The sequence below is a fragment of the Leisingera sp. ANG-M6 genome, assembly GCF_000813905.1.
Classification (GTDB): Bacteria; Pseudomonadota; Alphaproteobacteria; order Rhodobacterales; family Rhodobacteraceae; genus Leisingera.
The window spans coordinates 1-26,028 of sequence record NZ_JWLG01000014.1 but is presented as its reverse complement, the minus strand read 5'-3'; the positions used below and the strand labels follow the sequence as shown (position 1 = coordinate 26,028).

Genomic DNA, 26,028 nt, shown 5'->3' with positions numbered 1-26,028 from the left:
GCAGCCTAAGCAAGGGGTAGCCAGACGGTAGTTTTGCTGCCCCGACGTGTGTGCGACAGTCACCAGAAAAACAACGCTGGCCGCACACTTTATCCCGCCATGCCAGGAGGACATCATGGCCCATACCCGTATCCGCAAGTTCAACACATCGGACACTTATCCGGAACAGAACCTGGACAATGATCTGTGCCAGGCGGTGGTGACACACGGCGGCAAAACCGTTTACCTGCGCGGCCAGTGCCCGCAGAACCTGGACGATGCGAAGAACATTGAAAGCCACGACCCGGTGGAGCAGACTCACAAGGTGATGCAGAACATCCAGCAGTTGATTGAAGAGTGCGGTGGCACAATGGAGCATCTGGTGAAGGTCGTCGTCTACATCACCGATGTGCGCCACCGCGAGGCGGTTTACCGCACCATGGGCGAATACATTAAAGGGGTGCATCCGGTGTCGACCGGCCTGGTTGTGCAGGCGCTGGCGCGGCCCGAGTGGCTGGTGGAGATCGACGGCACCGCGGTTATTCCGGACTGATCCGGAAGCGGGAAGGGGGCTGTCTGCCCCTCTTGAGCCTGCGGCTCAATTCACCCCCGAGGATATTTCCGGCCAGATGAAGAATGGATCCGTTTCCAGTGGCTGGTGAGGAGGAAAGACGATGACATTTTCGCTTGTGGCGCGCTGCGCGGAAACGGGCATGTTCGGGGTGGCGATTTCGTCCTCCTCTCCGGCGGTGGCAGCACGCTGTTCATTTGCGCGGGCGGGTGTTGGCGCTGCCGCAAGCCAGAATGTAACCGATCCAAGCCTCGGTCCGCTGGCACTGGACCTGATGGAGCAGGGCATGAGCGCCGCTGAAGCGGTTGCGGAAGTTCAGCGGCGCGGCAGGTTCATTGAATACCGGCAAGTGCTGGCCGTAGACAAAAGCGGCGACACGGCCATTCACTCCGGGCCGAACTCCCTGGGCATCTGGACGCAAGCAGAAGGCCAGGATGTGGCCTCGGGTGGCAACCTGCTGGCCAACGATGGCGTATGCCAGGCCATCGTGGACGGGTTCGCGGCTTCAACCGGCCATCTTGGCGACCGGCTGATTGCCGCGATGCGGGCCGGGCTGGCAGCTGGCGGCGAGGCCGGGCCGGTGCATTCTGCGGGCATGAAACTGGTCGACAAGGTGAGCTGGCCGGTGGCCGACCTGCGCTGTGATTGGACCGGGGATTGCCCGATCGAAAACATTGCTGCGGCCTGGGATATCTACAAGCCGCAGCTGGATGCCTATGTCCAGCGCGCGCTCGACCCGCGCGAGGCGCCGTCTTACGGCGTGCCGGGCGACGAATAAACAGGAGTGGGACTATGCTGGACTATACATTTGACGACTGGAAATCCCGTGCAGCGGCTCTCTCATTCCGCAGCCAGGCTTTCATTGATGGCAAATTTACCGACGCTGTGTCGGGTAAGACTTTTGCAAGTGTGAACCCGGCGACGGGCGAAGTGCTGGCGCAAGTAGCCGAATGTGATGCAGAGGACGTGGACCGTGCGGTGGCTGTCGGCCGCCGCGCGTTTGAGGACGGACGCTGGTCGCGGATGGCGCCGGGTGACCGCAAGGCGGTGATGCTGAAGCTGGCGGATCTGATCCGGGAAAATCTGGAGGAGATGGCGCTGCTGGACAGCCTGGACATGGGCAAGCTGGTGACCGATGCGGCCACCATCGACGCGCCCGGGTCGGCGCATTTTTTTCAGTGGTATGCCGAGGCCATCGACAAGGTCTATGACGAGGTGGCGCCGACCGGGCCGGGTGATCTGGCATTGGTGTCGCGCGTGCCGTTAGGTGTTGTGGGCGCGGTAACACCCTGGAACTTCCCGCTGGACATGGCGACCTGGAAAGCGGCGGCGGCGCTGGCGGCCGGGAACTCCGTGGTACTGAAACCGGCGGAGCAGTCGCCGCTGTCTGCACTGCGGCTGGCCGAGCTGGCGGCAGAGGCCGGGGTGCCGGACGGGGTATTCAACGTGGTGCCGGGCTATGGTGCCACTGCGGGTAAGGCGCTGGGGCTGCATATGGATGTGGACTGCCTCGCCTTCACTGGCTCCACCGCCATTGGCAAGATGTTCATGCAGTATTCCGGGCAGTCGAACCTGAAACAGGTCTGGCCTGAAACCGGCGGCAAAAGCCCAAATCTGGTATTCGCCGACTGCGAGGACCTGGATGCAGCTGCCGACATGGCTGCCTTTGGCATCTTCTTCAACCAGGGTGAGGTCTGTTCGGCCAACTCGCGGCTTTATGTCGAGCGTTCGGTCAAGGATGCCTTTGTCGAGAAGCTGATTGCCCGCGCCGAGGCGGCCCAGCCGGGGGATCCGCTGGATCCGGCCTCGAAAATGGGCGCCATCGTGGATGAGAAGCAGACCGAGGGCATCATGCGTTTCGTTGAGGCGGGCAAATCCTCGGCCAATCTGGTGGCGGGCGGTGAGCGCGTGACCGTCGGTGGCAAGGGCTGTTTTGTGCAGCCGACGATCTTTGACGACGTGAGCCACGACAACCCGCTGGCGCGGGATGAAATTTTTGGCCCGGTGCTGTCGGTCATTCCGTTTGATAGCGAGGAGGAGGCCGTCGCCATGGCCAATGACTCGATCTATGGCTTGGCGGCTTCGGTCTGGACGGACAACCTCAGCCGCGCCTGCCGGGTGTCGGACAAGCTGCAGGTGGGCACGGTCTCGGTTAACACGGTGGACGCGTTGTCGGCGCAGACGCCCTTTGGCGGTATGAAGCAGTCAGGCTTCGGACGCGATCTGTCGCTGCATAGCCTGGAAAAATATACCGCGCTGAAAACCACTTGGATCAAATACCGGGCTTGATCGGCCCGGTCCTGCTCCGGCATAGTCGCTGACATGCCTTTGCGTTTCACACTGCGCCAGCTGGAGTATTTCGTCGCCGTGGGCGAGGCCGGGTCTATTGCCCTGGCCTCGGAGAAGGTGAATGTCTCCTCGCCGTCGATCTCGGCGGCGGTGTCGCAGCTGGAAAATGAGTTCGGCCTGCAGCTGTTTGTGCGTAAGCACGCACAAGGGCTGTCGCTGACCCAGGCCGGGCATCAGTTCATGGATCAGGCGCGCGCGGTTCTGTATGAGGCCGGGGCGCTCAGCCGACTGGCGGACAATATCTCGGGTTTCGTGCAGGGGCCTTTGTCGGTGGGGTGCCTGCTGACCTTTGCCCAGCTCATCGTGCCGGGCCTGCGCCGCCAGTTCGAGGCGCTTTATCCGGCGGTGACCATCAGCCAGACGGAGCGCGATCAGGCCGGGCTAATCAACCTGATCCGGCAGGCGCGGATCGACGTTGCGCTGACCTATGACCTGAACATCCCGGCGGACCTGACATTCAACGCGCTTGCGGAGCTTCCGCCCTATGCGCTGCTGAGCGAAGATCACCCGCTGGCGGACCGCGACAGCGTCACGGTGGAAGATCTGGCCGCGCATCCGATGGTGCTGCTGGATCTGCCGCTGAGCGCTGAGTATTTCCTGTCGTTCTTCGAGGATGCCGGAGTTACGCCGCAGATTGCCGAGCGCACCCGCGACATGGCGGTGATGCGCGGGCTGGTGGCAAACGGCTTTGGCTATTCCATTGCCAATATCCGTCCAGTGACAGGCATGGCGCCGGACGGGCGCAAGCTGAGCTTCGTGCCAATTGCAGGCAAGCTGCGTCCTATGCGGATGGGGCTGCTGACGGCTGAGGGCGCCGAGAACGTTCTGACCGTTAAGACTTTCATCCATTATTGCCGCGAACGGATCACTGACGGCACCGTGCCGGGCATCCGCATCGGGGACGGCGGCGGGGCTTAGGCAGCGGCTAATCAGTGCTTCCGTAAGCGCAACTTTCGCCTTTGGGCCGGTCCTGTACCTTTGAAGTGCTCTTGCACCGAAGGAGATGGAAATTGCGCGATCCCCGCTATGATATTCTGTTCGAGCCGATGAAGATCGGTCCGCTCACCGCCCAAAACCGCTTTTACCAGGTGCCCCACTGCAACGGCGGCGGCTACCGGGACCCCTCTGCGGCGGCAGCGATGCGGGGCATCAAGGCCGAGGGTGGCTGGGGCGTGATCTTCACCGAACAGTGCGAGATGCATCACACCTCGGAAATCACCCCCTTCATCGAATTGCGCCTGTGGGAGGACAAGGACATCCCGCAGCTGCGCAAGATGTCGGAGCGGATGAAGACCCATGGCGCACTGGCCGGCATTCAGCTCGCCTATTCCGGGATCAACGGCCCGAACCTCTACACCAAGGAGGTGCCGCTGGCGCCCTCTGCACTCCCGATCCGCACCTTCACCAACGACCCGGTGCAGGCCCGCGCGCTGGACAAGCAGGACATCAAGGATCTGCGCCGCTGGTTCGTGAATGCGGCGAAACGGTCGAAAGAGGCAGGCTTTGACCTGATCTGCCTTTACGGCGCGCATGGCTTCGGCATCTTCCAGCACTTCCTGAGCCGGGCGACCAATCAGCGTTCGGATGAATACGGCGGCTCACTGGAGAACCGCGCGCGTTTCAGCCAGGAAGTCATCGCTGACATGCGTGATGCGGTGGGCGATACCATGGCGATTACTCTGCGCGTCAGCTTGGATGAAACCATTGGCGAGCTGGGCTTTTCCAACGCAGAAGTGCGCGATTACATCGAGATGAACAAGGACCTGCCGGACCTCTGGGACCTGGCGCAGGGAACTTGGGAGGATTGCTCCGGCCCGAGCCGATTCAAGGAAGAGGCCGCGCAGGAGCAGCTGGTGCGCGGCATTCATGAGCTGACCGACAAGCCCATCGTCGGCGTCGGCCGCTTCACCAGCCCGGACGTGATGGCAAAGATGGTGAAATCCGGCACGCTGGACTTCATCGGCTGCGCGCGGCCCTCGATTGCCGATCCCTTCTTGCCGAAGAAGATCGAGGAAGGCCGGATCGAGGACATCCGAGAATGCATCGGCTGCAACATCTGCATCACCGGCGACATGACCATGTCGATCAGCCGCTGCACCCAGAACCCGACCTTCATGGAGGAATGGCGCAAGGGCTGGCATCCGGAAAAGATGAATACCAAGGGCGACAGCTCCAACGTGCTGGTCGTCGGCTCGGGTCCGGCCGGACTTGAAGCCGCTTGGGCGCTGTGCCGCCGCGGGTATGACGTGGCGGTGGCCGAGGCCAAGGACGTGATCGGTGGGCGTGTGACCCGCGAGCGCACACTGCCGGGTCTCAATGCCTGGGGCCGTGTCGTGGATTACCGCGACTACCAGCTGAGCCAGCGTCCGAACGTGGAGATCTACCGCGAAAGCCCGCTGGATGCGGAAAGTATCCTTGAGTTCGGCTTTGAGAACATCTGTATCGCCACCGGCTCCACCTGGCGCCGGGACGGGGTCTCGCGCCAGCATGTGGTGCCGATGCCGATCGCCGAAGGTGCCAAGGTCTATACGCCCGACGACCTGATGGACGGCACCATCCCCGAAGGCCGCGTGGTGGTCTATGACGACGACCACTACTACATGGGCGGGGTTCTGGCGGAACTGCTGGCCTCCAAGGGTGCGCAGGTGACGCTGGTCACGCCCTCAGCCTTTGTCAGCGATTGGACCAACAACACGCTGGAGCAGGTGGCGATCCATCCACGCCTGGTGGAGGCCGGGGTGGAGATTGTGCTGAACCGCGGCTTGACAGAAATCCACGCGGGCCATGTGGTCAGCAACTGCACCTACACGGACCGCACCTGGAACATCGAGGCGGATGCCGTGGTCATGGTCGCCTCGCGCACCGGTAACGACAGCCTCTTCGAGGAACTGCGCGCCCGTGAGGCGGAATGGGCGGATGCCGGCATCAAGTCGGTCAAGATCATAGGCGACGCCAGCGCGCCGGGGCCGATTGCCTGGGCGACCTATGCAGGCCACCGTTATGCGCGCGAGCTTGATGGCCCGGATATCGGCGATGCGCTGCCCTTCCGCCGCGAGATTACCGAGCTGGCCGTGGACTGACGATGACAGCAACGCTGGACATACTGGAGCGGCTGACCGGGTTCGACACGGTCAGCCGCAACTCCAATCTGGAGCTGGCTGCCTATATGGAGGGCTTCCTGGTTGAGCGCGGTTTCGCAGTGGTGCGGCTGCCGTCGCCGGATGGCTCCAAGACCGGGCTGTATGCCGAGAAAGGCCCCGCTGGGCAGGGGGTTCTGCTGTCTGCGCATACGGATGTGGTGCCGGTGGACGGGCAGAAGTGGACCCGCGATCCGTTCCGGCTGACCCGGGATGGAGGCCGGGTCTATGGCCGCGGCACAACCGACATGAAGGGCTATGTCGCCAGCGCACTGGCGCTGGCGGATCGTGCCGCAAAGGTGGATCTAAAGGAGCCGCTGAAAATCGCGCTGTCCTATGACGAGGAGGTCGGCTGCGTCGGCATTCAGGAGATGCTGGAGCGCCTGGCTCCGCTGATCGGCAAACCGCGGGCCTGTTTTGTGGGGGAACCGACGGAGATGAGAGTCGCCATCGGCCACAAGGGAAAAGCTGCCCTGCGCGCGGTGTGCCAAGGCCAAAGCGGCCATTCAGCGCTGGCCCCCAATTTCACCAACGCTTTGCACCTCGCGGGGGATTTCCTGGCGGAGCTGCGGGCATTGCAAGAAGATTTTGCCGCCGTTGGCGCGCGGGACGCAGCCTATGCAGTGCCCTATTCCACGGTGCATGTTGGTAAAATGAATGGCGGCACCGCGCTCAACATCGTGCCGGACCGGTCAGAGCTGACCTTTGAATACAGACATTTGGCGGCGGACAACGGGGAAGACATTCTGGCCCGCATTCAGGCCGCCGCCGAACGGGTCAGCAACCGCTACCCGGCTGAGGCCTGTATCGAGGTGGAGCAGTACAACGCTTACCCCGGCCTGGACGTGCCTGCAGATAGCCCAGTAGTCCCTTTTGCGCAGAAGCTTGCCCAGAGCGATGGCACCACCAAGGTCGCCTTTGGCACTGAGGCCGGGTTCTTTGACCAGTTGGGTGTGCCCACTGTGGTCTGCGGCCCGGGCTCGATGGAGGGGCAGGGTCACAAACCTGACGAATATCTGGAGCTGAGTCAGGTTGCCGCCTGCGACGCGATGATGGACCGGATCCTGAACGATCTGACAACTTGAGAAACACGGCACGGCGACAATCGCCTATCTGCAGGCCAGAGTTTATCGTTCCGGCTCATTTAGCATGGCAGCGGGTGAAAGGATTCCCTCAATGCTGGCGGCAGGCAAGCTGCCCTGCTCCTTCAGCACCGCACGGATGCTGCGGCCCGAGGCCAATGCCTCCTTGGCGATCCTGGCAGCGGCATCATAACCCAGATGCGGCGCCAGAGCGGTGGCCAGCACCAGGCTGTTGTCCAGAAGGGCGGCGCAGCGGCCCTCATTGGCGGTGATCCCCGAAACGCATTTCACAGTCAGCACGTCAACGGCATTTTTTAGGATACGGATGGATTCCAGCAGGTTATAGGCCACCACCGGCTCCATCGCATTGAGTTGCAGCTGCCCTGCTTCCGCGGCCATGGTGACGGTAAGATCATTGCCGATTACCTGGAAGCAAACCTGATTGACAACCTCAGGGATCACCGGGTTCACCTTGCCCGGCATGATCGACGACCCCGCTTGCACCGCGGGCAGATTGATCTCACAAAAACCGGCGCGGGGGCCGGAGGACAACAGCCGCAGGTCGTTGCAGATCTTCGAGAGCTTCACCGAGACCCGTTTCAGGATACCGGAATAGGCGACAAAGGCGCCAAGGTCAGAAGATGCCTCGTTCAAGTTGCCTGCCTGCTTCAGTTCAAATCCGGAAAGATGCGAAAGGTATTGCAGCGCCAGCGGGGCATAGCCGGGTTCTGCGTTTACCCCGGTGCCGATGGCAGTGCCGCCAAGGTTCACTTCGGTCAGCAGTTGGCTGATGTCGCGCAGCCGGTCGATGTCCTCGCCAACGGTGGTGGCAAAGGAGGCGAATTCCATGCCCAATGACATCGGTACAGCGTCCTGCAACTGGGTGCGGCCGACCTTGGCGATGCAGCAAAAGGCCTCTGCTCGCTCGCCGAATGCCTGCTGCAGCCGGTGCAGCGCCTTGCACAGCGGTCCGGTGCTGGCCAGAACCGCCAGCCGGATCGCTGTCGGGTAGACGTCATTGGTGGACTGGCCATGGTTCACGTCGTCATTCGGATGCAAGTGCGCGTAGTCGCCGGGTAGGTGTCCCATCCTCAGCAGCGCCAGATTGGCAATAACCTCATTGGCGTTCATGTTGGTGGAGGTGCCGGCCCCGCCCTGGATCATGTCGACGCAGAAGTGCCGGTGATGGCGGCCGCGCGCAATCTCATTGCATGCGTCCACAATCACCTTTGCTTTGTCCGGCACCAAGCCGCCGGTTTCCGCGTTTGCACTGGCTGCCGCGGATTTTACCATCGCCAGCGCTCGCACCAGCGCCGGGAAATGCGACAGCGGCACCCCAGTGATTGGGAAGTTTTGCCGGGCCCGTTCTGTCTGGATGCCAAGTAGGCAATCTGCGGGCAGCTTCATTTGGCCGATGGAGTCCCATTCCGTGCGCGTATTATGCATTGCCGTCTGTCCTGCCGCTGGAAGTATTTTCCAAGGCCATAGCCAGATCCGCAGGCGAGCCGAAGATGCAGTTTCCGTTGCAAGGCTTAGGGTCAGGCGAAGCAGGTGATCAACTCTCCAGTGTATGCTCTAAGGCATTGTTTTGGAGTGACTTTCAAAGATTAGGCAAAGACTAACATTTGCTGAGGGAGTCAATTCTTAAAGCAGTCCCCAAGCCTTCCTATGCTGGATCAAACGACACGCGGCAGAGGGGAGGCGCAAGTGCCTGGCAACAAGACAGATGCGATTGATGTGCGCAATGCGGTCAAACGCTATGGGGACTTCACCGCCCTCAAGCGGATCTCGTTGACCATCAAGGACAATGAGTTTTTCACCCTGCTGGGCCCTTCGGGCTGCGGCAAGACCACTCTCCTGAGGATGATCGCCGGCTTCGAGGATGTGACTGAGGGTGAGATCCTGCTTTATGGCGACGAGATCGAAAAGCTGCCGCCGCATCAGCGGCCGGTGAACACCGTGTTCCAGAACTATGCGCTGTTCCCGCATATGACCATTCTGGACAACGTGGCCTTTGGCCTGGAGATGCGCGGCAAATCCAAATCCGACGCCCGCAAACGGGCGGGCGAGATGCTGGAGCTGGTCCAGCTGTCGCAATTCGCTGCACGCAAACCGTCCCAGCTCTCAGGCGGCCAGCAGCAGCGTGTGGCGCTGGCGCGTGCGCTGGCGCCACAACCGAAAGTCCTGCTGCTGGATGAACCGCTGTCGGCACTCGATCTGAAGCTCAGGAAGGCCATGCAGCTGGAGCTGAAGCACCTGCAACGGGAGACCGGGATCACCTTCATCTTCGTGACCCACGACCAGGAAGAAGCGCTGACCATGTCCGACCGCATAGCGGTGATGTCGGCGGGTGAGCTGCAGCAGCTGGGCAGCCCGACCGAGATCTATGAGACACCGCGCAACATGTTCGTGGCAGACTTCATCGGCGAAACCAACCTGTTGGAGGTCTCCGTCGATCAGGTCATGAACGGCCGCGCGGTCTGCCACCTGGGCGGCGGTCACGCGCTGACCTGCAACTCGGTCGAGGGCATTGGCGAAGGCGCCAAGGTGCATATGTCGGTGCGGCCCGAGCGGCTGTTCATGTCCGACGCGCCGGTGGAGGCCGAAAGCCTCAAGGGCCGGGTCGCCGAGAACATCTTTGTCGGCACCGACATCAGCACGCTGGTGGATCTGGCCGAGGGGCCGCAGTTCATCGTGCGCACTTCCAATTCCGACCGCGGCAACAAGCGGATCTTTGAGCCGGGCAGCGAGATTTTCGTCAACATGGAGCTGGGGGCCGGGCGCCTCCTGATGGACTGATGGCAGCAGGCGCAGCAAGCGGCGGCTCAGCCCGCGCAGATACATACAAGGACGCCCGCGGCTGGCTGCTGCTGCCGTCCTGGGCGGTGCTCGGCATCTTTGTGCTGGGTCCTGTCATGATGATGCTGATCTATTCTTTCCTGACCAAGGAATTCCGCGGTGGGGTGATCTGGGAGCCTTCACTCGCGGCCTATGACCAGTTCTTCTTTGACCGCGGGCTGTTCGGGGATGAACCGCCCAGCATCGAATGGACCTATATCACCATCTTCTGGCGCTCGATCTGGCAGGCCGGGGCGGCAACGCTTCTCAGCCTTCTGATCGGCTTCCCGACCGCCTATTTCATCGCCACCCGGCCGGAAAACGTGCGCCCCGTCTGGGTGTTCCTGATCACCATCCCCTATTGGGTGAACCTGCTGATCCGCACGGTTTCGATGAAATTCCTGTTGCGCGACCAGGGGCCGCTCAATGATTTCCTGATTGGCACCGGCCTGATCGACTCCCCCATCCACATCGTCAACACCAATTTTGCGGTGCAGCTGGGCCTGTTCTACTCCTACCTGCCGTTCATGGTGCTGCCGGTCTATGCGGCGGTGGAACGCTACAACTTCTCGCTCAGCGAGGCGGCAGCGGATCTCTACGCCAGCAAATGGACCACCCTGCGCCGGATCGTGCTGCCTGCGGTGAAACCCGGCGTGGTGGCGGGCTGCATCCTGGTGTTTGTGCCCTCGATGGGTTCCTTCCTGGCGCCCGATCTGCTGGGCGGCGCCAAGAACTTCATGATCGGGTCGCTGATCGAAGAGCAGTTCAAGGGCAATGCTGGCAACTGGCCGTTCGGCGCTGCCGCGTCGATGATCCTGCTGACCATGGTGCTGATCATCCTGATGTTCTCCGCCCGCCAGCAGGCCAAAGCAGACAAGGCAGGAGGCTGAACCATGGCGCATGTGAATGAAAATATCAAATCCTACAAGGGCTTCCGCTCCATCACACTCCTGTGCCTGGCGGTCCTTTATGCGCCGCTGGTGATCGTCACCATCTACAGCTTCAACGCCTCCCAATCGATCACCAACTGGGAGGGGATCTCCTTGCGCTGGTACGCCGATGTGTTCACCGGGCCGGAAAGCGGGAAGTTCAAGGTCGCGGCCTTCAACAGCTTCACCATCGCCATCATCGCGGCGACGGCCAGCACAACAATTGCCACCCTGGCGGCAACCGCAATGGTCCGCGGCGGCAACTTCAAGCTGCGCACGGTGTCCTTCGGCCTGATCTCGCTGCCCCTGATGGTGCCGGAGATTGTAACGGCGGTTGCGACGCTGATCTTCTTCAACGCGATCGGCTTCACCCGCGGCTACATGACCATTCTGGTCGCCCATATCGCCTTCTGCATCCCCTTTGCCTACCTGCCGATCTCGGCCCGGATGCAGGGGATCGAGGACAGCTTTGAGCAGGCGGCGATGGACCTTTACGCGACCAAGCGTCAGGCCTTCACCAAGATCCTGATGCCGCTGATGGCGCCGGGCATCATCTCGGGCTTCCTCTTGGCCTTCATCGTCTCGCTCGACGACTTCATCATCACCAACTTCGTCAAGGGTGCAGGCGTTGAGACCCTGCCTACCGCGATCTTCGGCTCCGTCAAACAGGGCATCAAACCCAACATCATGGCGATCTCGACCATGCTGCTGAGCGTCTCAATCGTAATGGTCACCATCAGCTACTTCGTCAGCAAATCCGACAATACAAAATGATCCAACCTGGAGGGAAACACATGAAAAATCTGCTGAAATCCAGCGCCGCAGCTCTTGCTCTGAGTGTTGCTGCCACTGCCGCCGCCGCCGAGGGCAAACTGGTCCTCTACCATTGGTTCGAATACATGCCGCAGGAGGTGCTCGACAAGTTCACCGCCGAGACCGGCATCGAGGTGACTATGGACACCTACGATTCCAATGAATCCATGCTGGCGACGCTGAAGGCGGGCGGTATGGGCACTTATGACCTGGCAGTGCCGGGCGACTATATGGTCAGCATCATGGCGGGCGAGGGGCTTCTGGACACCATTGCCAATGGCGAACTGGCGAACAAAGGCAACATCGCGCCGGAATGGGCCGACCCCAGCTTTGACCCGGGCCGCGCGTCCTCGATCCCCTACCAGTGGGGCTCCACCTCCTTTGCGGTGAACCGCGACGCCTACAGCGGCGACATCCAGACCACTGCCATTCTGTTTGAGCCCCCGGCAGAGCTGTCGGGCAAGATCAACATGCTGGACAGCCAGGGCGAAGTGATGGCGATGGCCTCGCTGCATCTGGGCATTCCGCAATGCTCCACCGACCGCGAGCAGCTGAAAGCGCTGAATGCCATGCTGCAGGACGCCAAGCAGCATTGGGCATCCTTCAACTCGGATACTGCCAAGGAAGTGCTGGTGTCAGGGGATGCGGCTGTCGGACAAATCTACGATGGTTTCGCCGCCAAGGCGCGGGAGGAAGGCGCCAATGTGGAATACGCATATCCGACCCAGGGCTATGTTGCCTGGATGGACAATGTGGTGCTGCTGAAGGACGCGCCGAACCGGGAAAACGCGCTGAAATTCATGGACTTTTTGCTGGAACCTGAAAACATCGCGGCAGTCACCAACTATGCCCAGTACAATGCCGGGGTGACTGGGGTAGCCGGCTTCCTGGATCCTGCACTGGCCGCGCAGCCGGAAAAGAACCCTCATGCGGATGCGGGCGATGGGGTGTTTATCGAGGTCTGCAATCAGGAGGCCCAAGCGGTCTATGACCAGATTTGGACCAACCTTAAGAAGTAAGAACCTTACCTGATTTCCCCAATAGGCAAGCTGTCCCGGGCATCAATTGCCCGGGCTTTTTTGGTTGAAAACTCTGACTGGGGCCGCCAATGACAAATAAGTTCGGCAAAACTTACTCAGCGCTGAAAAGGCGAGTGCAACAAGGAACGCAGATCAGGACCCCTAGCAGCCTTTGGCGCAGACGCAGCGAATACTCACTGTGTCCGGCTCCTTGTGAGTGGCTCGTTCCAGCCTCGCTGCGCGCTGCATCAATGGCGGGTTTCATCGCCGCGACACAGCGCCAGATTTGAGCGCATGAAGCATTTCTTCCGCAGCAAGCGCGCGCAGCAAAAAATCACAATGACCGGGTTGGGCTCTGAGGGTGAGTTCGCTGCTGTCAGGGCAAATGGTCGGTCCAGGCTGCTTCGTCTATCGCTGCGCTGTCAGTGCGCCGCCAGATGAGCGAGGAATATGACATTTTCTGCATCCAGACCGGTATAGCCTGCATGGTTGAGAAGGACATCCACATTGTCGCCCGGTTGGCCGGTACCCCCTTGGCGGGATGCCGGGATGCCAATCACGCGAACTGACCACGCTGATTGCCAGCCTCGGCCTCGCCCTTTTGGACGAGGTTGTTAGGCGTGGAAACGTGCCTCGTCCTCCTCTTTGTCTGGAGGCAAACATGGCACAGAATATCTACGACAATCCCGATTTTTTTGCTGGCTACAGCCAGCTTCCCCGGCAGGTTCACGGGCTGGAAGGTGCGCCGGAATGACCGGCAATTCGGGCGCTGTTGCCCCGACTGTCAGGCAAGCGCGTGGCGGACCTGGGCTACAGCTTCGGCTGGGCAGCACGGTGGTTCTTCGGTCAGGGGGCTGCTTCAGTTCTTGGGTTTGACCTGTCTCAGAACATGATCGAATGTGCGAGGGCCGACACCGAGGATTCCGCAATCGAATACCGGATTGTTGACTTGGAAACGCTTGAATTGCCCTAGGCGGCATTTGATCTGGTCTACAGCGCTTTGACCTCCCACTACGTGCAAGATTTTGAACGGCTGATCCGCATGATCCATGCGGCGTTGGCGCCTGGCGGGGACCTGGTCTTCACCATCGAGCATCCGATCTTCATGGCAGCCGCCCGCCCCCAGTGGACGCAAGATGAAGACGGCCGAAAGACCTGCCGGTTAACGGCTATTCTCTTGAGGGCGAGCGCCGCACTGACTGGTTTGCCAAGGGCGTGCTGAAGCACCATCGGACCCTGGCGACAATGATCAACACGCTGATCAGCGCGGGGTTCGACCTGCGCCGGGTGGAAGAGTTTGCGTCCACACCTGAACAGACTGCGGAGTTGCCGGACCTGGCCGAAGAACTGGAGCGGCCTATGATGCTGCAGGTTTCGGCGCGCAAAATCTGATCCTATCGCCGCCCAGTCTAATCGCTTGGGCGGCGGACTTTCCAATGACCGGGTTGGGCTCGAACCTGCCGTCCACTGCATGAATCAGTAACGTTAGCTGCCTGCGTAAACAGGACACAGGATGGCGCCTTGGCTGCGTTTGCAACCAAAAACGGCCCGGCTTGGATCAGAAATGCTTGGCAGGTGCAGGCAATTTTCTCTTAAAAACAGTCCGCATCGGGTCAGTTTTGTCTGACGTTTGACACTTAATTGTCGGGCGACACAAAGTTTTGGCATTAGCGACAGAACCTTGCCTTTTTCGTGTCTCCAACATCCCCGCTCGCGCCTCCTGTTCCGCCAGTGGCGAAGCCTTCCCTGATTTTCACTTCGGAAGACCTCGTGTCTTCCGGAGGGCATGCGGACCAATCAAATGAAAATGCCGGGGCAGGGGGGAGCGGGCGCAGCCCGTCGATGCCCTGCCGCGACCCCTGGAACATGCAATCCGCGCGTGCCGCGAGGACTTCTACTGTTTCTTTCTGAAGGCCGCAGTTGCCCAGCTGCCAATCAGCTCAGCCTTGTCCCGCAAAAAGGATCGTCACCCTCCGGGACGGAAACTGGGTAGTGCAAACGACTTGTGTCCGCGGTGAAAAGTGGCTCGGAACGAGACGCTTTCCGCCGCTCCCGGCCGCAGGGAGATTGAGCTATCCAATATCCGTCCAGATGCCGATGCAGTCGGTATCCGGATAGAGCCCGGTCACGAGCTGAAAAGTGCGGGATTTTCTGACCCAAGAATGGGCTCTGAAGACGAGCTCGGCAATGCGGACCTTATGCCTACACGGCAGGGCCTGCTAAACAACAGTCTGCAATGAGGCCTACAAAGCGTATTCAGCACCTGAAACAACGTTTGCGGTACTTTCCTAAACTGGACGTCGGGCAAGTAAATGGCGGTGCCAGACGAACTGTTTGCACGCATAAAGTTGAATGCCGCCCTGGGCCGAATTACCTGCACCGGGCTGAATACCGTCCGGTGCAGGCTGCGGTTCAGGCGAAGCTGACGCCATTCAGGTTCATTGGCAGCGCCGTCACCCGCGGGCCGTTGACTGCAATGGCATTGGCCAGCGCCGGCGCCGAGGGAGGCGTGCCGGGCTCACCGACCCCCGTGGGCATCTCTGCAGAGGGCACGATATGCACTTCGATGGCGCCGATGTCGCCGATCCGAAGCGGCTCATAGTCGGGGAAGTTGAACTGGTCCACTTCGCCCCCGGTCAGAGTGATCACGTTGCGCATCGCGTGGCCTAGGCCATAGCCGATACCGCCCTCCATCTGCGCTTTGATCACATCCGGGTTGACCGCGATGCCGCAATCCACCGCGCAGGTGACCTTCTCGATCTTCACGCCGCCATCGGCATTGCCGGAGATCTCTACCAGCTCGGCCACATAGCTGCCAAAGCTCTTGTGGACGGCGATGCCCTGGCTGCGGCCCTCCGGCGCGCTGCCCCAGCCGCCTTTGTCGGCGGCCAGTTTCAGCACCCCCGCCAGACGCTGCTGATCGGCACCGCCGCCTTCCAGCAGGGCGAGGCGGAATTCCACCGGGTCGCGGCCCGCGGCGCGGGCGGCCTCGTCCATCATCACCTCCATCACATAGGCGGTGTGGGTGTGCCCGACCGAGCGCCACCACAGCACCGTGGTCGCCTTGGCCACGTCGCTGAGGCCCACGAACTGTCCCGGGATCCTGTAGGGGCTGTCCGCCACGCCCTCGACCGAGCTGTGATCGACGCCGTTGTGCACGAGCATGCTCTCGAAGGCGGTGCCTTTCATGATCGACTGCGCGGCGATGCGGTGGTCCCAGCCGGCGATGTTGCCATCCGCGTCCAGACCCACCCGCACCCGGTGCGCCACCGCGGGGCGGTAGTAGCCGCCGGTGATGTCATCCTCTCGCGACCAGACAAGTTTCACCGGGCGTGAACGGTCGGTCAGGGCAAAGGCCAGTGCCGCCTCCACCTGGTAATCCGCTGTAGGGGTGGCGCGGCGGCCGAAGGAACCGCCTGCAAACATCGTATTGATGCGGACCTTCTCCATTGGCAGCTGGAAGATCTGCGCCAACGCCATATGCGGGCCGGTGGGGAACTGGCAGCCATCGTGCAGGGTGACGCCGCCGTCCGCGTCCGCCTCAATGGTGCAGGTGAGCGGCTCCATCGGCGCGTGCGCCAGCAGCGGGAAGTAGAAGGTCTGCTCCACCACCTTGGCCGCACCCTCGATCTGCTGTGTGATGGCGGTGTGGTCTGCGCCGGTCACGTTATACTCCGGCTCCGCGTTTACCGCGGCCAGAAGTTCCTCGCGGATCTGCTCCGAACTGCGACTTTCGGCGTTTGAGAAGTCCCAGTCCACGGTGATCGCGTCGCGGGCCTGGAACGCGGCCCAGGTGTCCTCGGCATAGACCGCGACGCCCGCCTGGTTGGGCAGCACGGCGGCGCGGATGTAGCCTTTGACCGCCTTGGCGCCGGCATCGTCAAACCCGCTGGCTAGCCCGCCCATCCGCGGGGTGCGGATGATGACGGCAATCATCTGGTTCTGCAGATGCAGGTCCATCGCAAACTTCGCGGTGCCGTTGGTTTTGGGCAGGGAGTCCTTGCGTTTGACGTGCGGGTTGCCGATCAGGCGGAATTCGCTGGGGTCCTTCAGCCGCGGCTCTGCCGGCGCTTCCATCTGCGCGGCGGCGGCGACAAACTCTGCCAGCGGCGCCTCCTGGCCGGCGCCCTTGATGACGCCGTCCTCAAGCGTCAGCTCCGCGGTGTCTGCGCCCCAGGCGTCGGCGGCGGCCTTGATGAGCATCTCGCGCGCGGCGGCCCCGGCCTGGCGGTACTGCATAAAGGAATTGGCCATCGCGGTGGAGCCGCCGGTGCCCTGCATCTGGCCGAACGCCAGGTTGGCATAGCGCGAGGGGTCGGAGGGCGCGAATTCGTACTGGATGTCCTCCATCGAAACACCCAGCTCCTCGGCGATCAGCGTGGTGAGGCCGGTGGCCGGGCCCTGCCCCTTCTCGAAGTGCTTGACGATGGCGGTGACGGTGCCGTCTGCGCTGATCTTCACAAAGGGGTTCAGCTGTGCGGGAGCGGCGCCGGCTGCAAGGGCGCCGTTCGGACGGACGCCGACATACAGGATGGCAGCGGCGGCTGCAGCGGATGCGAGGAAGCCGCGGCGGGAGGTGTTGAGGGTCATATCAGGCCTCCATCATCTGGGATGCGCGCTGGATCGCGGCGCGGATGCGCTGGTAGGTGGCGCAGCGGCAGGCGTTGCCGTTCATGTAGCTGTCGATTTCCTCAACCGTCGGCTTGGGGTTTTCGCTGAGCAGGCCCACGGCGGACATGATCTGGCCCGACTGGCAGTAGCCGCATTGCACCACGTCCAGCTCCACCCAGGCGTCCTGCACGGCCTTGGATACCTTGGAGTCCAGCCCTTCGATGGTGGTGATCTCGGCGCCCTCGGCGTCCTCGACATAGGTCTGGCAGGAGCGCACGGGTTCGCCGTCCAGATGCACGGTGCAAGCGCCGCAGGCGGCCACGCCGCAGCCGAACTTGGTTCCGGTGAGCTTCAGCTCATCGCGGATCACCCACAACAGCGGGGTTCCGGGCTCGGCCTCGACCTGATGCGTCTGGCCGTTGAGTTTCAAAGTAATTGCCATGGCTGTGGGGCCTCCCCTTGGCTGGAATGACAGGTTCAGGATTTTTCGAAATCGGCAAAGGCGCCGGCGTAGTCGGGATGCCAGCGCGACAGGGCCGGGCGGTTTTCCAGGATATCGCCCAGGGCCCAGGCAACTCGGCGCCGGTCGCGGGCCGGCGTCACGTCGTTGTCCGGGCAAAGAATGTAGAAATCGCCCGCTGCCATGCGGGTCAGCAGGTGATCCACGGTCTGCTCCGAGGTCCAGGCAGAGGCGGGTTTCTCCAGAATGTGGCGGGCGATCATGCCGGAATAGGTGAAGCCGGGGACAAACAGATGCGCGGTGATGGGCGCCCCGGACTGCCGCAGGTCATGGGTCAGCATCTCTGTCAGCACCTTCACGCCGGCCTTGGAGACATTGTAGCCCGGGTTGCCCGGCGGCGTGGTGATGCCCTGTTTCGAGCCGGTGTTGATGACAACCGCCGGGCGTGCGGCGGCGATCATCCGCGGCAAAAAGGTCTGCACGCCGTTCAGCACTCCGAACAGGTTCACCTCGATCATCGCGCGCCAGGCCTCGGGTTCTTCCCAGCTGCCGGAGGGGCGGCCGATGCCTGCGTTGTTCATCAGCACCGCCACCTCACCCGCGGCGAAGGCAGCATCCGCCAGGGCCTGAATGGCCCTTACGTCGCTGACATCGGTGGGAACGGCCAGAACCTGCGCACCCGGCCGAACCTGGCTGCGCAGCTTCTCAGCCGCCTGATCCAGCGCCTCGCCCGGCAGATCGGCCAGAACCACGTCCAGCCCGGCCCGGGCAAAGCGTTCCGCGGCGGCAAAGCCAACCCCGCTGGCGCCGCCGGTCACAACCGCTAGGCCGCCTGCTGCAAGTGCGTCTTTATACATGGATGTGTCCTCCCAGAAATGCCGTGCTGCCGGTCAACTGCCGGGATTTGGCTATGCTGCTGGACCTTAACCTAGTGCCCGCCGGGCCGGTTCCTGTGCCCGATCCTCCGGATGATCTGCCTGATCCTCCGGGATGCCGGGATTTGCAGTTCTTCCCCTGCCCCTGCCCGCCTATAGTCTGATCAAAGAGGAGGAGCGCCGATGGTACCGCAGGACCTGATTTCCGATGTTGCGGCATTTGTCCGGGAGCAAGGCGCGCTGGACACCGGCTGCGAAACCGGCGTGGGCGGGCTTTTTGCCTTTTGCAGCGAGAAGCGCACTGAATTTCAGGCGATGATCTATGAGCCGGTGATGTGCCTGGTCCTGCAAGGCGCCAAGGAGGCGCACCTGGAGGACCGCACGGTCCGCTACGGCGCAGGCAAATCGCTGATCGTCAGCCATGCCTTGCCGGTGTCGGCCGGGGTGATCGATGCTTCGCAGTACAAACCCTATGTCTCGCTGGCGTTGCAGCTGGATCTGGCGATGGTGCGCAGCCTCTATGACGAGATCGGCACCTTGCCGGATGCACGGCGGTCCTCTCATTCGATGAGCGTAGCGGACGGCGATGCCGCTTTGTTCGATGCCGTCGGGCGGCTGTTCCGGCTGGCGCAGGACCCGGTGGAGGTACAGGCGCTGGCGCCCCTGGTGCTGAAGGAGATCCATTTCCGCCTGCTGCGCGCCCAGCACGGCGGGATGCTGCGCCAATTGCTGCTGCACGAAAGTCCGGCAAGCCGGATCACCAAGGCGATTGCCCTGATCCGTGAACAGTACAAGTCCCCGCTGCCGGTGGCAGATCTGGCCGCGGAGGCAGGCATGAGCCAATCCACGTTTCACGAGCATTTCAAGGCGCTGACTTCCACCACGCCGCTGCAATACCAAAAGGAGTTGCGGCTGATGGAGGCGCGCCGCCTGCTGCTGGGTGGCGGCAAGTCGGTGGCTTCGGCGGCCTATGATGTCGGTTATGAAAGTCCGACTCAGTTCAGCCGTGAATATGTGCGGAAATTCGGGGTTCCACCGCGACACGAGAAATTGCCTTCCATACCGGCAGCCGACTAGAGCTCTCCGGGAATGCCTCATTGGCATACTGAAAATGACATCGGCTTCTTCCATGTCCGAGCCGCCGGGATTTTCAGACTAGAGTGTTTTCGGTCATCTTGAATGGCTGGTTTGGGGAGGCAGCTCTGCTGTGACAGTAACCCCTTTCAACGGCAGGTATGGGCCGATACAGTGCAATCAGCAGATGGAGGGGCGGCAAAACGCTGCCCCTCCTGTCATTTCACCTCTTTGAATTGTCTCCCTTCAAAGGTCCAGCGCGGCTCACCACGTTGAAGCTGTCCGTGGAGCGCCCAGGTTTCGTCCTGGCGGGCAGCGTCGGCTTCTGCTTTTTCGGCAGCAGCTAGCGCGGCAAGCCGTTCCATCGCCAGACGGCGGTTCTGGTGCTGCGAGCGGGTGTCGCGCACGACGACGGCGTAGACTTGCCCATCGGCGCTGGTCCAGCGCGCCCTGATCGCGCTCGACGTTTTGTTCTGGTGCTGGCCGCCAGGGCCTCCCGCGCGAATGGCCTGCATTTCAACGGATGCCGGATCAATCCGCACCGCGTCAGTGGCCGCAGGCAGACGGAAAATCTGCACAAACCAGTTCTTCCGTTTGTGCCTGGGGCGCAGCTCGCTCTGGCACCGCCAAAGGACGGTACCTTCGACAGCGCACGCCAATTCTGCAGCGCGAGCGCCGCTCAGGATCACCACCGCTGAGGCGGGGCCGTGCGTGGCGTCCCTTGTCGCGACATCGAGTTCGACACCGTATTGCGTGGCCTTTGCTCCCAGCCAGGACAACAGATGGCCCACAGCCTGACGGCATTCACCCGGACCATTGCCGCTGGACAAGAGAAGGGCTTCCCTGCTGCTCATGCCGCACCTCTCGTCGTCTTGTAGGTGACAAGCGGCAGAAGACGCGCGACCGCGTTTGCGATCCCAAAGTCCGCCAGGTTCTGCAGTACCTGTTCCGGGTCTTTGTAGGCCTGGCCGGCTTCTTCCAGCAGAAGATCGCGGTCCCCGCAAATGACGCGCCCGCCGAAACGGGTGCGGGTCAGGGCTGCCAGATCCGAACGGGTCTTGCGGATCCGTCCATGCATGGAGGACCGGTCATACTTCCTGCCTGCCCCATGAGAGACGGAGCCAAGCGCCCCGGGTACGGCATCCGGCACCTCCAGGAGGTAGCTTGGCGCTTCGCGCGATCCCGCGAGCGGGACGAGGCCACCCTCCGGGCAAGCCGCCCCTTTGCGGTGCAGCCAGCCATCTGAACGCGGCACGGCATGATTATGCACCGTGTCGCAGATCAGCCGGGCCTCACTGCCAAGCGCTTCAGACGCGGAAGAGGCAATCAGCGCCCGGTTCACGCGCGCCCAGCGGGTAGCCGCATCATGAAGGGCGAGATAGCGCGCCGCCGCATCGCTTCCCGCCGCGAAGCCCTGTTTCCAGCTGTCGTCCAGCCCCTGAAAAATCCCGGCGCCGCGCCCGCGCGAACCGGAATGCACCAGCAGGCACAGATCATCTTTTTGCAGGTCAGTACGGGTGTGATCCATGACTTCGCCGACCACCTGCACTTCGCAGAAATGGTTGCCGCCGCCGATTGTGCCGAGTGCCTCTGGACCGATCAGTCCCGTCAGGCCAGCTGCATCCAGTGCTGCAAGCGCCTGATGAAGATCAGCCCCGTCTTCCAGTACAGCCAGCCGCCGGGCGGCCTTGTCGAGTTTGAGCCGGCGCCGAGGCAGATCGAGGCGAAACAAAGCCATACCGCAGCCGATATCCGGCCCGACAAGCTGGGGCCAGATCCGGTCGGCCAGAAAAGCTGCACCAACGGGGCCGAAGCGGCCTGGATGCAGATCCGGAAATCCGGCGACGGCCGTCATGCCCGGCCAGCCAGCCACCTGTTCAAGTTGCTCTTCTGCACGCCCGTCGATCCAGGCCGCACGATTGTAGAATTTGGAGATACGGGCGCACGCGGCGCTCCGTTCCCCGGAAATGGGATTGCCCATCGTTCATCTTTCCATAGCAATAGAAGCGGCCCGAGAGGGTCGCGGATGGATCGGCACGATGTTGGGAAACCCCGAATTGGGGATCAGAACCGCGTCAGATCCTGCGGAAGGGAAATGTTGATGGTTACGGTCATGGCTTACCCTCCTGTCTGTTGCGGATGAAAAGTTGGGAATGGATAAGCCGCAGATGCCGCTCCCGGAAGTCCTTGATCTCAAAATCTGGGACGGTGATGCAATCACGCGACAGGGAGGCTTACCCAAGATGTGACGGCAGATGGCTGTTTGCCTCTTACCCGGTGCCTGCAAGCCGACAATGAAACGTGGTTGATGCTGCACCATGCTTTAATGGCCGTTTTGGTGAAGCTGCGCTGCGGCGGTGAGAGATAATGCGAAATGAGGCTATGGGCTGACTGAGCCAGTAAGGTGCTAGCCGCACCAATCGTCCACTGAAAGACCCTGGCTGATCGTTTCGTCCCTTTAAGGTGGATAGGGAAGCTCCTGTAACCGCTTTTGGTGAGCCAAAGTGCTGAAAGGCGGGCGTGAGTGTCAATTGGACCAATGTCTCTCACGCCCGCCCGCGGTATTTATTTCGCCAGGTTATTGATGCGTCCGTGTCTTTTGCGGGTCGTAGACCGGGCTGACAACCACTGTTGCGGCGGTTTGAAGAGTCTCGCCTTTAAGCCACAGAACCGTTCCAGCGGCGATCCCAGGACGGACATGTGCCAGCGCCAGCGATTTGCCCATCCGGTGAGAAAAGCAGGGGCTGTTGATCACACCGATCTCATCACCATCCAGCAGCAAGGTCTCTCCGCCCTCCACTATGTCAGAATGGTCAATGTCGACGCAGACATTGGAAATCTTCTCGCGGCCCTTCAACGCCATCACCGCCTCTTTGCCGCGGAAATCGCTCTTCGTGGTGCTGACTGTGAAACCCAGGCCGACTTCCCAAGGAGTGTGGGCCTCGGTCATGTCATAGCCGTAGAACAGAAGCCCTGCTTCAATCCGTACCTTGTCAAGCGCGGTGAAAGAGCAAGGCATGACACCCGCCTCTGCCAGCTTGTCCCAGATACCGGTGATCACCGCGGCGCTGGCAAAGATCTCATAGCCGCGTTCGCCCGAATATCCGGTGCGCGAGATCCGGCAGGGGTGACCAAACAGGACAGCAGGCGCGTGTTCAAAATAGCCCAGCCCGGCAAGATCGATGTCGCAATGGGTGTTCAGGATATCCAGCGAGGCCGGACCCTGGACCGAGATATCATGCAGGTCGTCGGTGAACTCCAGCCAGACGTCACGGCCCTCTGCCGAGGCTTCCAGCAGCGCCATAGTGTCGCCCGAGCCATGCACGATCATCCATTCATCGCCGCCGTTGTTTGAGACAATGGCGTCGTCGGCAATACCGCCCGCTTCGGTCAAAACGCAGAGGTAGGCCGATTTGCCCGGCGCCAGTTTGGACAGGTCGCGGGTGGTCAGGTGATCCAGCACCGCCTGCGCATCCTTGCCGCGGACAAAGACCTTCTTCAGCGGCGACATGTCGAACATGCCGGCGCGCTCCCGCACCGCGTCGTGTTCGTCATTCGGGTCGGTGCTGTAGGTCCAGGCCGTGCCCATGCCGTTCCAATCCTCCAGCCCCGATCCGAGGGCAATGTGGCGGGAAGCAAGCGCCGAGGTGCGGCTCAATTCTTCGGTCATGTTTCAGTGTCCTTTCTCAATACCATTCGTCGGGCATGTCGGCTTTGCGCCCCGCCACGAAGTCGTTCAGGGCTGTGCGGATGGCTGCTGGCATTTCCGGCGGCTGATACTCCGTCAGCATCTGCCGCCAGCGGGCGGCAGCGCGCTGGTCAACGGTCTGGCGGCCATTCTCGCTCCATTTTTCGAAGGGGCCGCCTTCGGGCACCTGCGGTTCAAAATTGGCGGTGGTGTAATGGCGCAGGGTGTGGCTGGTAGACAGGAAGTTCTCGCCCGGACCCGCCTCGGCGTAGGCATCACGGCCGAAGGCCTCGCCGTCCGTGCCGAACCCCTGCAGCATCTTCAGCATCGCGCCGCAATGGTCGAGGTCCATCACGAATTTCTCGTAGGACATCACCAGACCGCCCTCGAGCCAGCCCGCCGCGTGCCAGACCTGATGCCCGCCGGACAGGAGAGTTGCCCACATCGCACCGGCGCTGTCCTGCATCGCCTGGCCGTCGGCGGTGTTGGAGGCAGTGACCTGACCGCCGCCGGAACGCACCGGCACCCCCAGTCTGCGGCCCAGCTGGCTCAGCGCCATGGTGGTCAGGTTCGCCTCCGGTGAGCCAAAGGTCAGCGCCCCGGTGCGCAGGTTCATGGAAGAATGAAAGCTGCCGAAGACGACCGGGCAACCGGGGCGCACCAGCTGGCTGAGGGCAATGCCCGCCATCGCCTCGGCCAGTGTCTGGGCGGCAACCGCAGCCGGTGAGAGCGGCCCCATGGCGCCAGCAAAGATGGCGGGCGAGATGCAGACGCATTGGTTGGCCGCCGCATAGATACGCAGGGAGGCGGACATCACCCCGTCATAGATCAGTGGCGAATTGACGTTGATATTGGCCTGCATCACCGCGTTTCGGTCCAGGAACTCCGAACCGAAGGCCAGCCGGGCCATTTCTATACTGTCCTTTGCGCCCTGCGCGGATGTCACGCTGCCCATGAAGGGTTTGTCCGACAGGGTGAGATGGGCCAGCATCATGTCCAGATGCCGCTTGTTTACCGGCACATCAGTCGGTTCAACCACGGTGCCGCCGGTATGGTGCAGAGCAGGCGACATATGCGAAAGTTTGACGAAGTTTTCGAAATCCTTCAGCGCGGCATAGCGGCGGCCTTGCTCTAGGTCGGTAACAAAGGGCGAGCCGTAGCCGGGCATCAGCACCAAGCTGTCGCCACCCAAGGTCACCGTGCGGGCGGGATCACGGCCATGCAGCTGGAATTCGGCGGGAGCGGTTTTGCATAGCTGGCGCACATGGCCCTGTTCGAAGCGGACCCGGACACCGTCAACGCGCGCTCCGGCAGCGGCAAACAGCGCAAGTGCCGTACCATCGCCGCGGAATTCGACGCCGATATGTTCCAAAATCCAGTCCGCCTGGGCTTCAATGCGCCGGAGTGCGGTCTCGTCCAGCAAATCATATACAGGGATTTGGCGGCGCCTATACGTGGGTGCCGCCTGGGGCGCGTTGTGCCTGGTCAGCCGCCCCCGGCGCGACTTGCCGCGCTGGGTGATATGTGTGTTGGCGTTCATATTTCCCAACGCTGTGACTCCTGAGAAATGTTCCGCGGTCCATATTTTAGGAATCTGGCCAGCCAACAATCGATTTTATTTGCTCTACGTGTTCAGGAAATTTATACGCTTTTGTTATGCCCATAGAATTCCGCCATCACGACAGCCTGCGCCTGTTTGCTGAGATCGCCCGTTACCGCAGTTTTTCAGATGCGGCTGGGGCGCTGAACATGACCAAGGGCGCCGTCAGTTATCAGGTGAAAACGCTGGAGGATGATCTGGGGTTTGCGCTGTTTCAGCGCAATGCCCGCGGGGTCGAGATGACGCCGGACGGGCTCAAGCTGCTGGCTGCCTGCCAAAGCCTCTATGAAGAGATCGAAGCCGAAATCCTGGCCCTCAAGGGGCTCTCCGCCAGAACCTTGACGGTGGGTGTCTCCACCTATTTCGCCGCCCGCTGGTTGTCGCCGCGGCTGATGTCCTTCATGCAGGCGCATCCGGATATCCAGCTCCGGCTGCAACCGATGATCCGGCTTTTCGATCTGGAAGCCCAAGGTGTTGATATCGCAATCCGTTGGGGAAACGGGCAATGGGAGGATGGCGACGTTACGCCGTTCCTGCCGTGCCCGGCTTTTCCCGCAGGCAACGCTGCAGCAGTAGAAACAGTGAAGCGGCTCGGCTGGGAACAAGCGGTTTCAACCTTTACGCTGTTGCGTGATCATGATGACAGCGATGCCTGGACAGACTGGCTGAATGCCGCAGGCTTGCCGCACCGGACGCGGCGGGACACACTGATCATCCCTGACCCCAATGTGCGGGTCCAGGCGGTTGTTGATGGTCAGGGGGTCGCCCTGATGGACACGCTGATCGAGCAGGAACTGGAAGAGGAGAAGCTGTTCCGCCTGTCACCACATGTGCTACAGGACTACGGCTACTTTCTGGTGCGTCCGCGCAAAGCTGCTTCCCAAGACTGCGCCGCAGCGTTTTCAAGATGGTTGCAAACCCAATAGATTGGCAAATCTTGCTGAATTTCTTCTTTGAACTTTTGTGCGAACAGGCTTGTTCCCCTGTCCGTCGTCAGAGATTT

At 61.7% G+C, this 26,028-nt stretch carries 21 protein-coding genes and 1 pseudogene; 14 read left to right on the top strand and 8 right to left on the bottom strand.

Annotation, left to right across the window (positions count from 1 at the left end; all coding sequences use genetic code 11):
- Window positions 1–115 precede the first annotated feature (115 nt).
- From RA24_RS12185 to argE, 6 genes are all read left to right on the top strand, one after another.
- On the top strand, window positions 116–532 hold the full coding sequence (locus tag RA24_RS12185) for a RidA family protein (protein ID WP_019294911.1): 417 nt from the start codon (window positions 116–118) through the stop codon (window positions 530–532).
- A 121-nt stretch (window positions 533–653) separates the two neighbouring features.
- Window positions 654–1,328 (top strand): DUF1028 domain-containing protein, encoded by a 675-nt coding sequence (locus tag RA24_RS12180; protein WP_019294912.1) that lies wholly within the window; start codon window positions 654–656, stop codon window positions 1,326–1,328.
- 14 nt (window positions 1,329–1,342) lie between these two features.
- Window positions 1,343–2,839, top strand: coding sequence for an aldehyde dehydrogenase (locus tag RA24_RS12175; protein ID WP_039191862.1), 1,497 nt, complete (start codon window positions 1,343–1,345; stop codon window positions 2,837–2,839).
- A 33-nt stretch (window positions 2,840–2,872) separates the two neighbouring features.
- Window positions 2,873–3,817: a LysR family transcriptional regulator gene (locus tag RA24_RS12170; RefSeq protein WP_039191859.1), complete on the top strand. Its 945-nt coding sequence runs from the start codon at window positions 2,873–2,875 to the stop codon at window positions 3,815–3,817.
- A 92-nt stretch (window positions 3,818–3,909) separates the two neighbouring features.
- The gene (locus tag RA24_RS12165; RefSeq protein ID WP_039191856.1) at window positions 3,910–5,979 is read left to right on the top strand and encodes an oxidoreductase; all 2,070 of its coding nucleotides are present in this window, start codon (window positions 3,910–3,912) and stop codon (window positions 5,977–5,979) included.
- Between the two features lie 2 nt (window positions 5,980–5,981).
- A complete protein-coding gene (gene argE / locus RA24_RS12160; RefSeq protein ID WP_039191855.1) occupies window positions 5,982–7,121 on the top strand; it encodes an acetylornithine deacetylase in 1,140 nt (379 codons plus the stop codon).
- Between the two features lie 42 nt (window positions 7,122–7,163).
- Here argE and RA24_RS12155 read toward each other — a convergent pair whose 3' ends face one another.
- Window positions 7,164–8,564 carry an aspartate ammonia-lyase gene (locus RA24_RS12155; RefSeq protein WP_039191854.1) on the bottom strand — a complete coding sequence of 467 codons (1,401 nt, stop codon included), beginning with the start codon at window positions 8,562–8,564 and terminating at the stop codon, window positions 7,164–7,166.
- A gap of 222 nt (window positions 8,565–8,786) precedes the next feature.
- On the opposite strand from RA24_RS12155, the gene RA24_RS12150 reads away from it, so the two are divergent.
- The 6 genes and pseudogenes from RA24_RS12150 to RA24_RS22780 all read left to right on the top strand — a co-directional run bounded on the left by RA24_RS12150 (window position 8,787) and on the right by RA24_RS22780 (window position 14,109).
- Window positions 8,787–9,917: an ABC transporter ATP-binding protein gene (locus RA24_RS12150; protein WP_052269588.1), complete on the top strand. Its 1,131-nt coding sequence runs from the start codon at window positions 8,787–8,789 to the stop codon at window positions 9,915–9,917.
- On the top strand, window positions 9,917–10,846 hold the full coding sequence (locus tag RA24_RS12145) for an ABC transporter permease (RefSeq protein WP_039191852.1): 930 nt from the start codon (window positions 9,917–9,919) through the stop codon (window positions 10,844–10,846). The genes RA24_RS12150 and RA24_RS12145 overlap by 1 nt, the downstream gene beginning before the upstream one ends.
- Before the next feature lie 3 nt (window positions 10,847–10,849).
- A complete protein-coding gene (locus tag RA24_RS12140; protein ID WP_039191851.1) occupies window positions 10,850–11,659 on the top strand; it encodes an ABC transporter permease in 810 nt (269 codons plus the stop codon).
- 20 nt (window positions 11,660–11,679) lie between these two features.
- Window positions 11,680–12,717, top strand: coding sequence for an extracellular solute-binding protein (locus RA24_RS12135; protein ID WP_019294921.1), 1,038 nt, complete (start codon window positions 11,680–11,682; stop codon window positions 12,715–12,717).
- 796 nt (window positions 12,718–13,513) lie between these two features.
- A pseudogene (locus tag RA24_RS22785) lies at window positions 13,514–13,939 on the top strand (class I SAM-dependent methyltransferase).
- On the top strand, window positions 13,933–14,109 hold the full coding sequence (locus tag RA24_RS22780) for a hypothetical protein (RefSeq protein WP_241480939.1): 177 nt from the start codon (window positions 13,933–13,935) through the stop codon (window positions 14,107–14,109). Before RA24_RS22785 ends, RA24_RS22780 begins: the two are co-directional and overlap by 7 nt.
- Window positions 14,110–15,129: 1,020 nt before the next feature.
- Here RA24_RS22780 and RA24_RS12125 read toward each other — a convergent pair.
- The 3 genes from RA24_RS12125 to RA24_RS12115 are packed head-to-tail and all read right to left on the bottom strand — an operon-like array spanning window position 15,130 to window position 18,645.
- Window positions 15,130–17,307 (bottom strand): xanthine dehydrogenase family protein molybdopterin-binding subunit, encoded by a 2,178-nt coding sequence (locus RA24_RS12125; protein WP_039191850.1) that lies wholly within the window; start codon window positions 17,305–17,307, stop codon window positions 15,130–15,132.
- A gap of 1 nt (window position 17,308) precedes the next feature.
- A complete protein-coding gene (locus RA24_RS12120) occupies window positions 17,309–17,770 on the bottom strand; it encodes a (2Fe-2S)-binding protein (RefSeq protein ID WP_039191847.1) in 462 nt (153 codons plus the stop codon).
- A 35-nt stretch (window positions 17,771–17,805) separates the two neighbouring features.
- Entirely contained in the window at window positions 17,806–18,645 is an 840-nt protein-coding gene (locus RA24_RS12115; RefSeq protein WP_039191839.1) for an SDR family NAD(P)-dependent oxidoreductase, read from the bottom strand.
- A gap of 201 nt (window positions 18,646–18,846) precedes the next feature.
- Between RA24_RS12115 and RA24_RS12110 the strand changes: the two genes are divergently transcribed.
- On the top strand, window positions 18,847–19,740 hold the full coding sequence (locus tag RA24_RS12110) for an AraC family transcriptional regulator (RefSeq protein ID WP_039191835.1): 894 nt from the start codon (window positions 18,847–18,849) through the stop codon (window positions 19,738–19,740).
- 215 nt (window positions 19,741–19,955) lie between these two features.
- Here the strand turns inward: RA24_RS12110 and RA24_RS12105 are convergent, their stop codons facing one another.
- The 4 genes from RA24_RS12105 to RA24_RS12090 form a co-directional block, all read right to left on the bottom strand.
- On the bottom strand, window positions 19,956–20,591 hold the full coding sequence (locus tag RA24_RS12105) for a peptide chain release factor-like protein (RefSeq protein ID WP_019294899.1): 636 nt from the start codon (window positions 20,589–20,591) through the stop codon (window positions 19,956–19,958).
- Window positions 20,588–21,718: an RNA ligase RtcB family protein gene (locus RA24_RS12100; protein WP_039150982.1), complete on the bottom strand. Its 1,131-nt coding sequence runs from the start codon at window positions 21,716–21,718 to the stop codon at window positions 20,588–20,590. Before RA24_RS12100 ends, RA24_RS12105 begins: the two co-directional genes overlap by 4 nt.
- Before the next feature lie 597 nt (window positions 21,719–22,315).
- Window positions 22,316–23,407, bottom strand: coding sequence for an aminomethyltransferase family protein (locus tag RA24_RS12095; protein WP_039191834.1), 1,092 nt, complete (start codon window positions 23,405–23,407; stop codon window positions 22,316–22,318).
- Window positions 23,408–23,423: 16 nt separating this feature from the next.
- The gene (locus RA24_RS12090) at window positions 23,424–24,965 is read right to left on the bottom strand and encodes a trimethylamine methyltransferase family protein (protein WP_039191833.1); all 1,542 of its coding nucleotides are present in this window, start codon (window positions 24,963–24,965) and stop codon (window positions 23,424–23,426) included.
- A 116-nt stretch (window positions 24,966–25,081) separates the two neighbouring features.
- Here RA24_RS12090 and RA24_RS12085 point away from each other — a divergent pair, with 116 nt between their 5' ends.
- Entirely contained in the window at window positions 25,082–25,951 is an 870-nt protein-coding gene (locus RA24_RS12085; RefSeq protein ID WP_052269587.1) for a LysR substrate-binding domain-containing protein, read from the top strand.
- Window positions 25,952–26,028 lie beyond the last annotated feature (77 nt).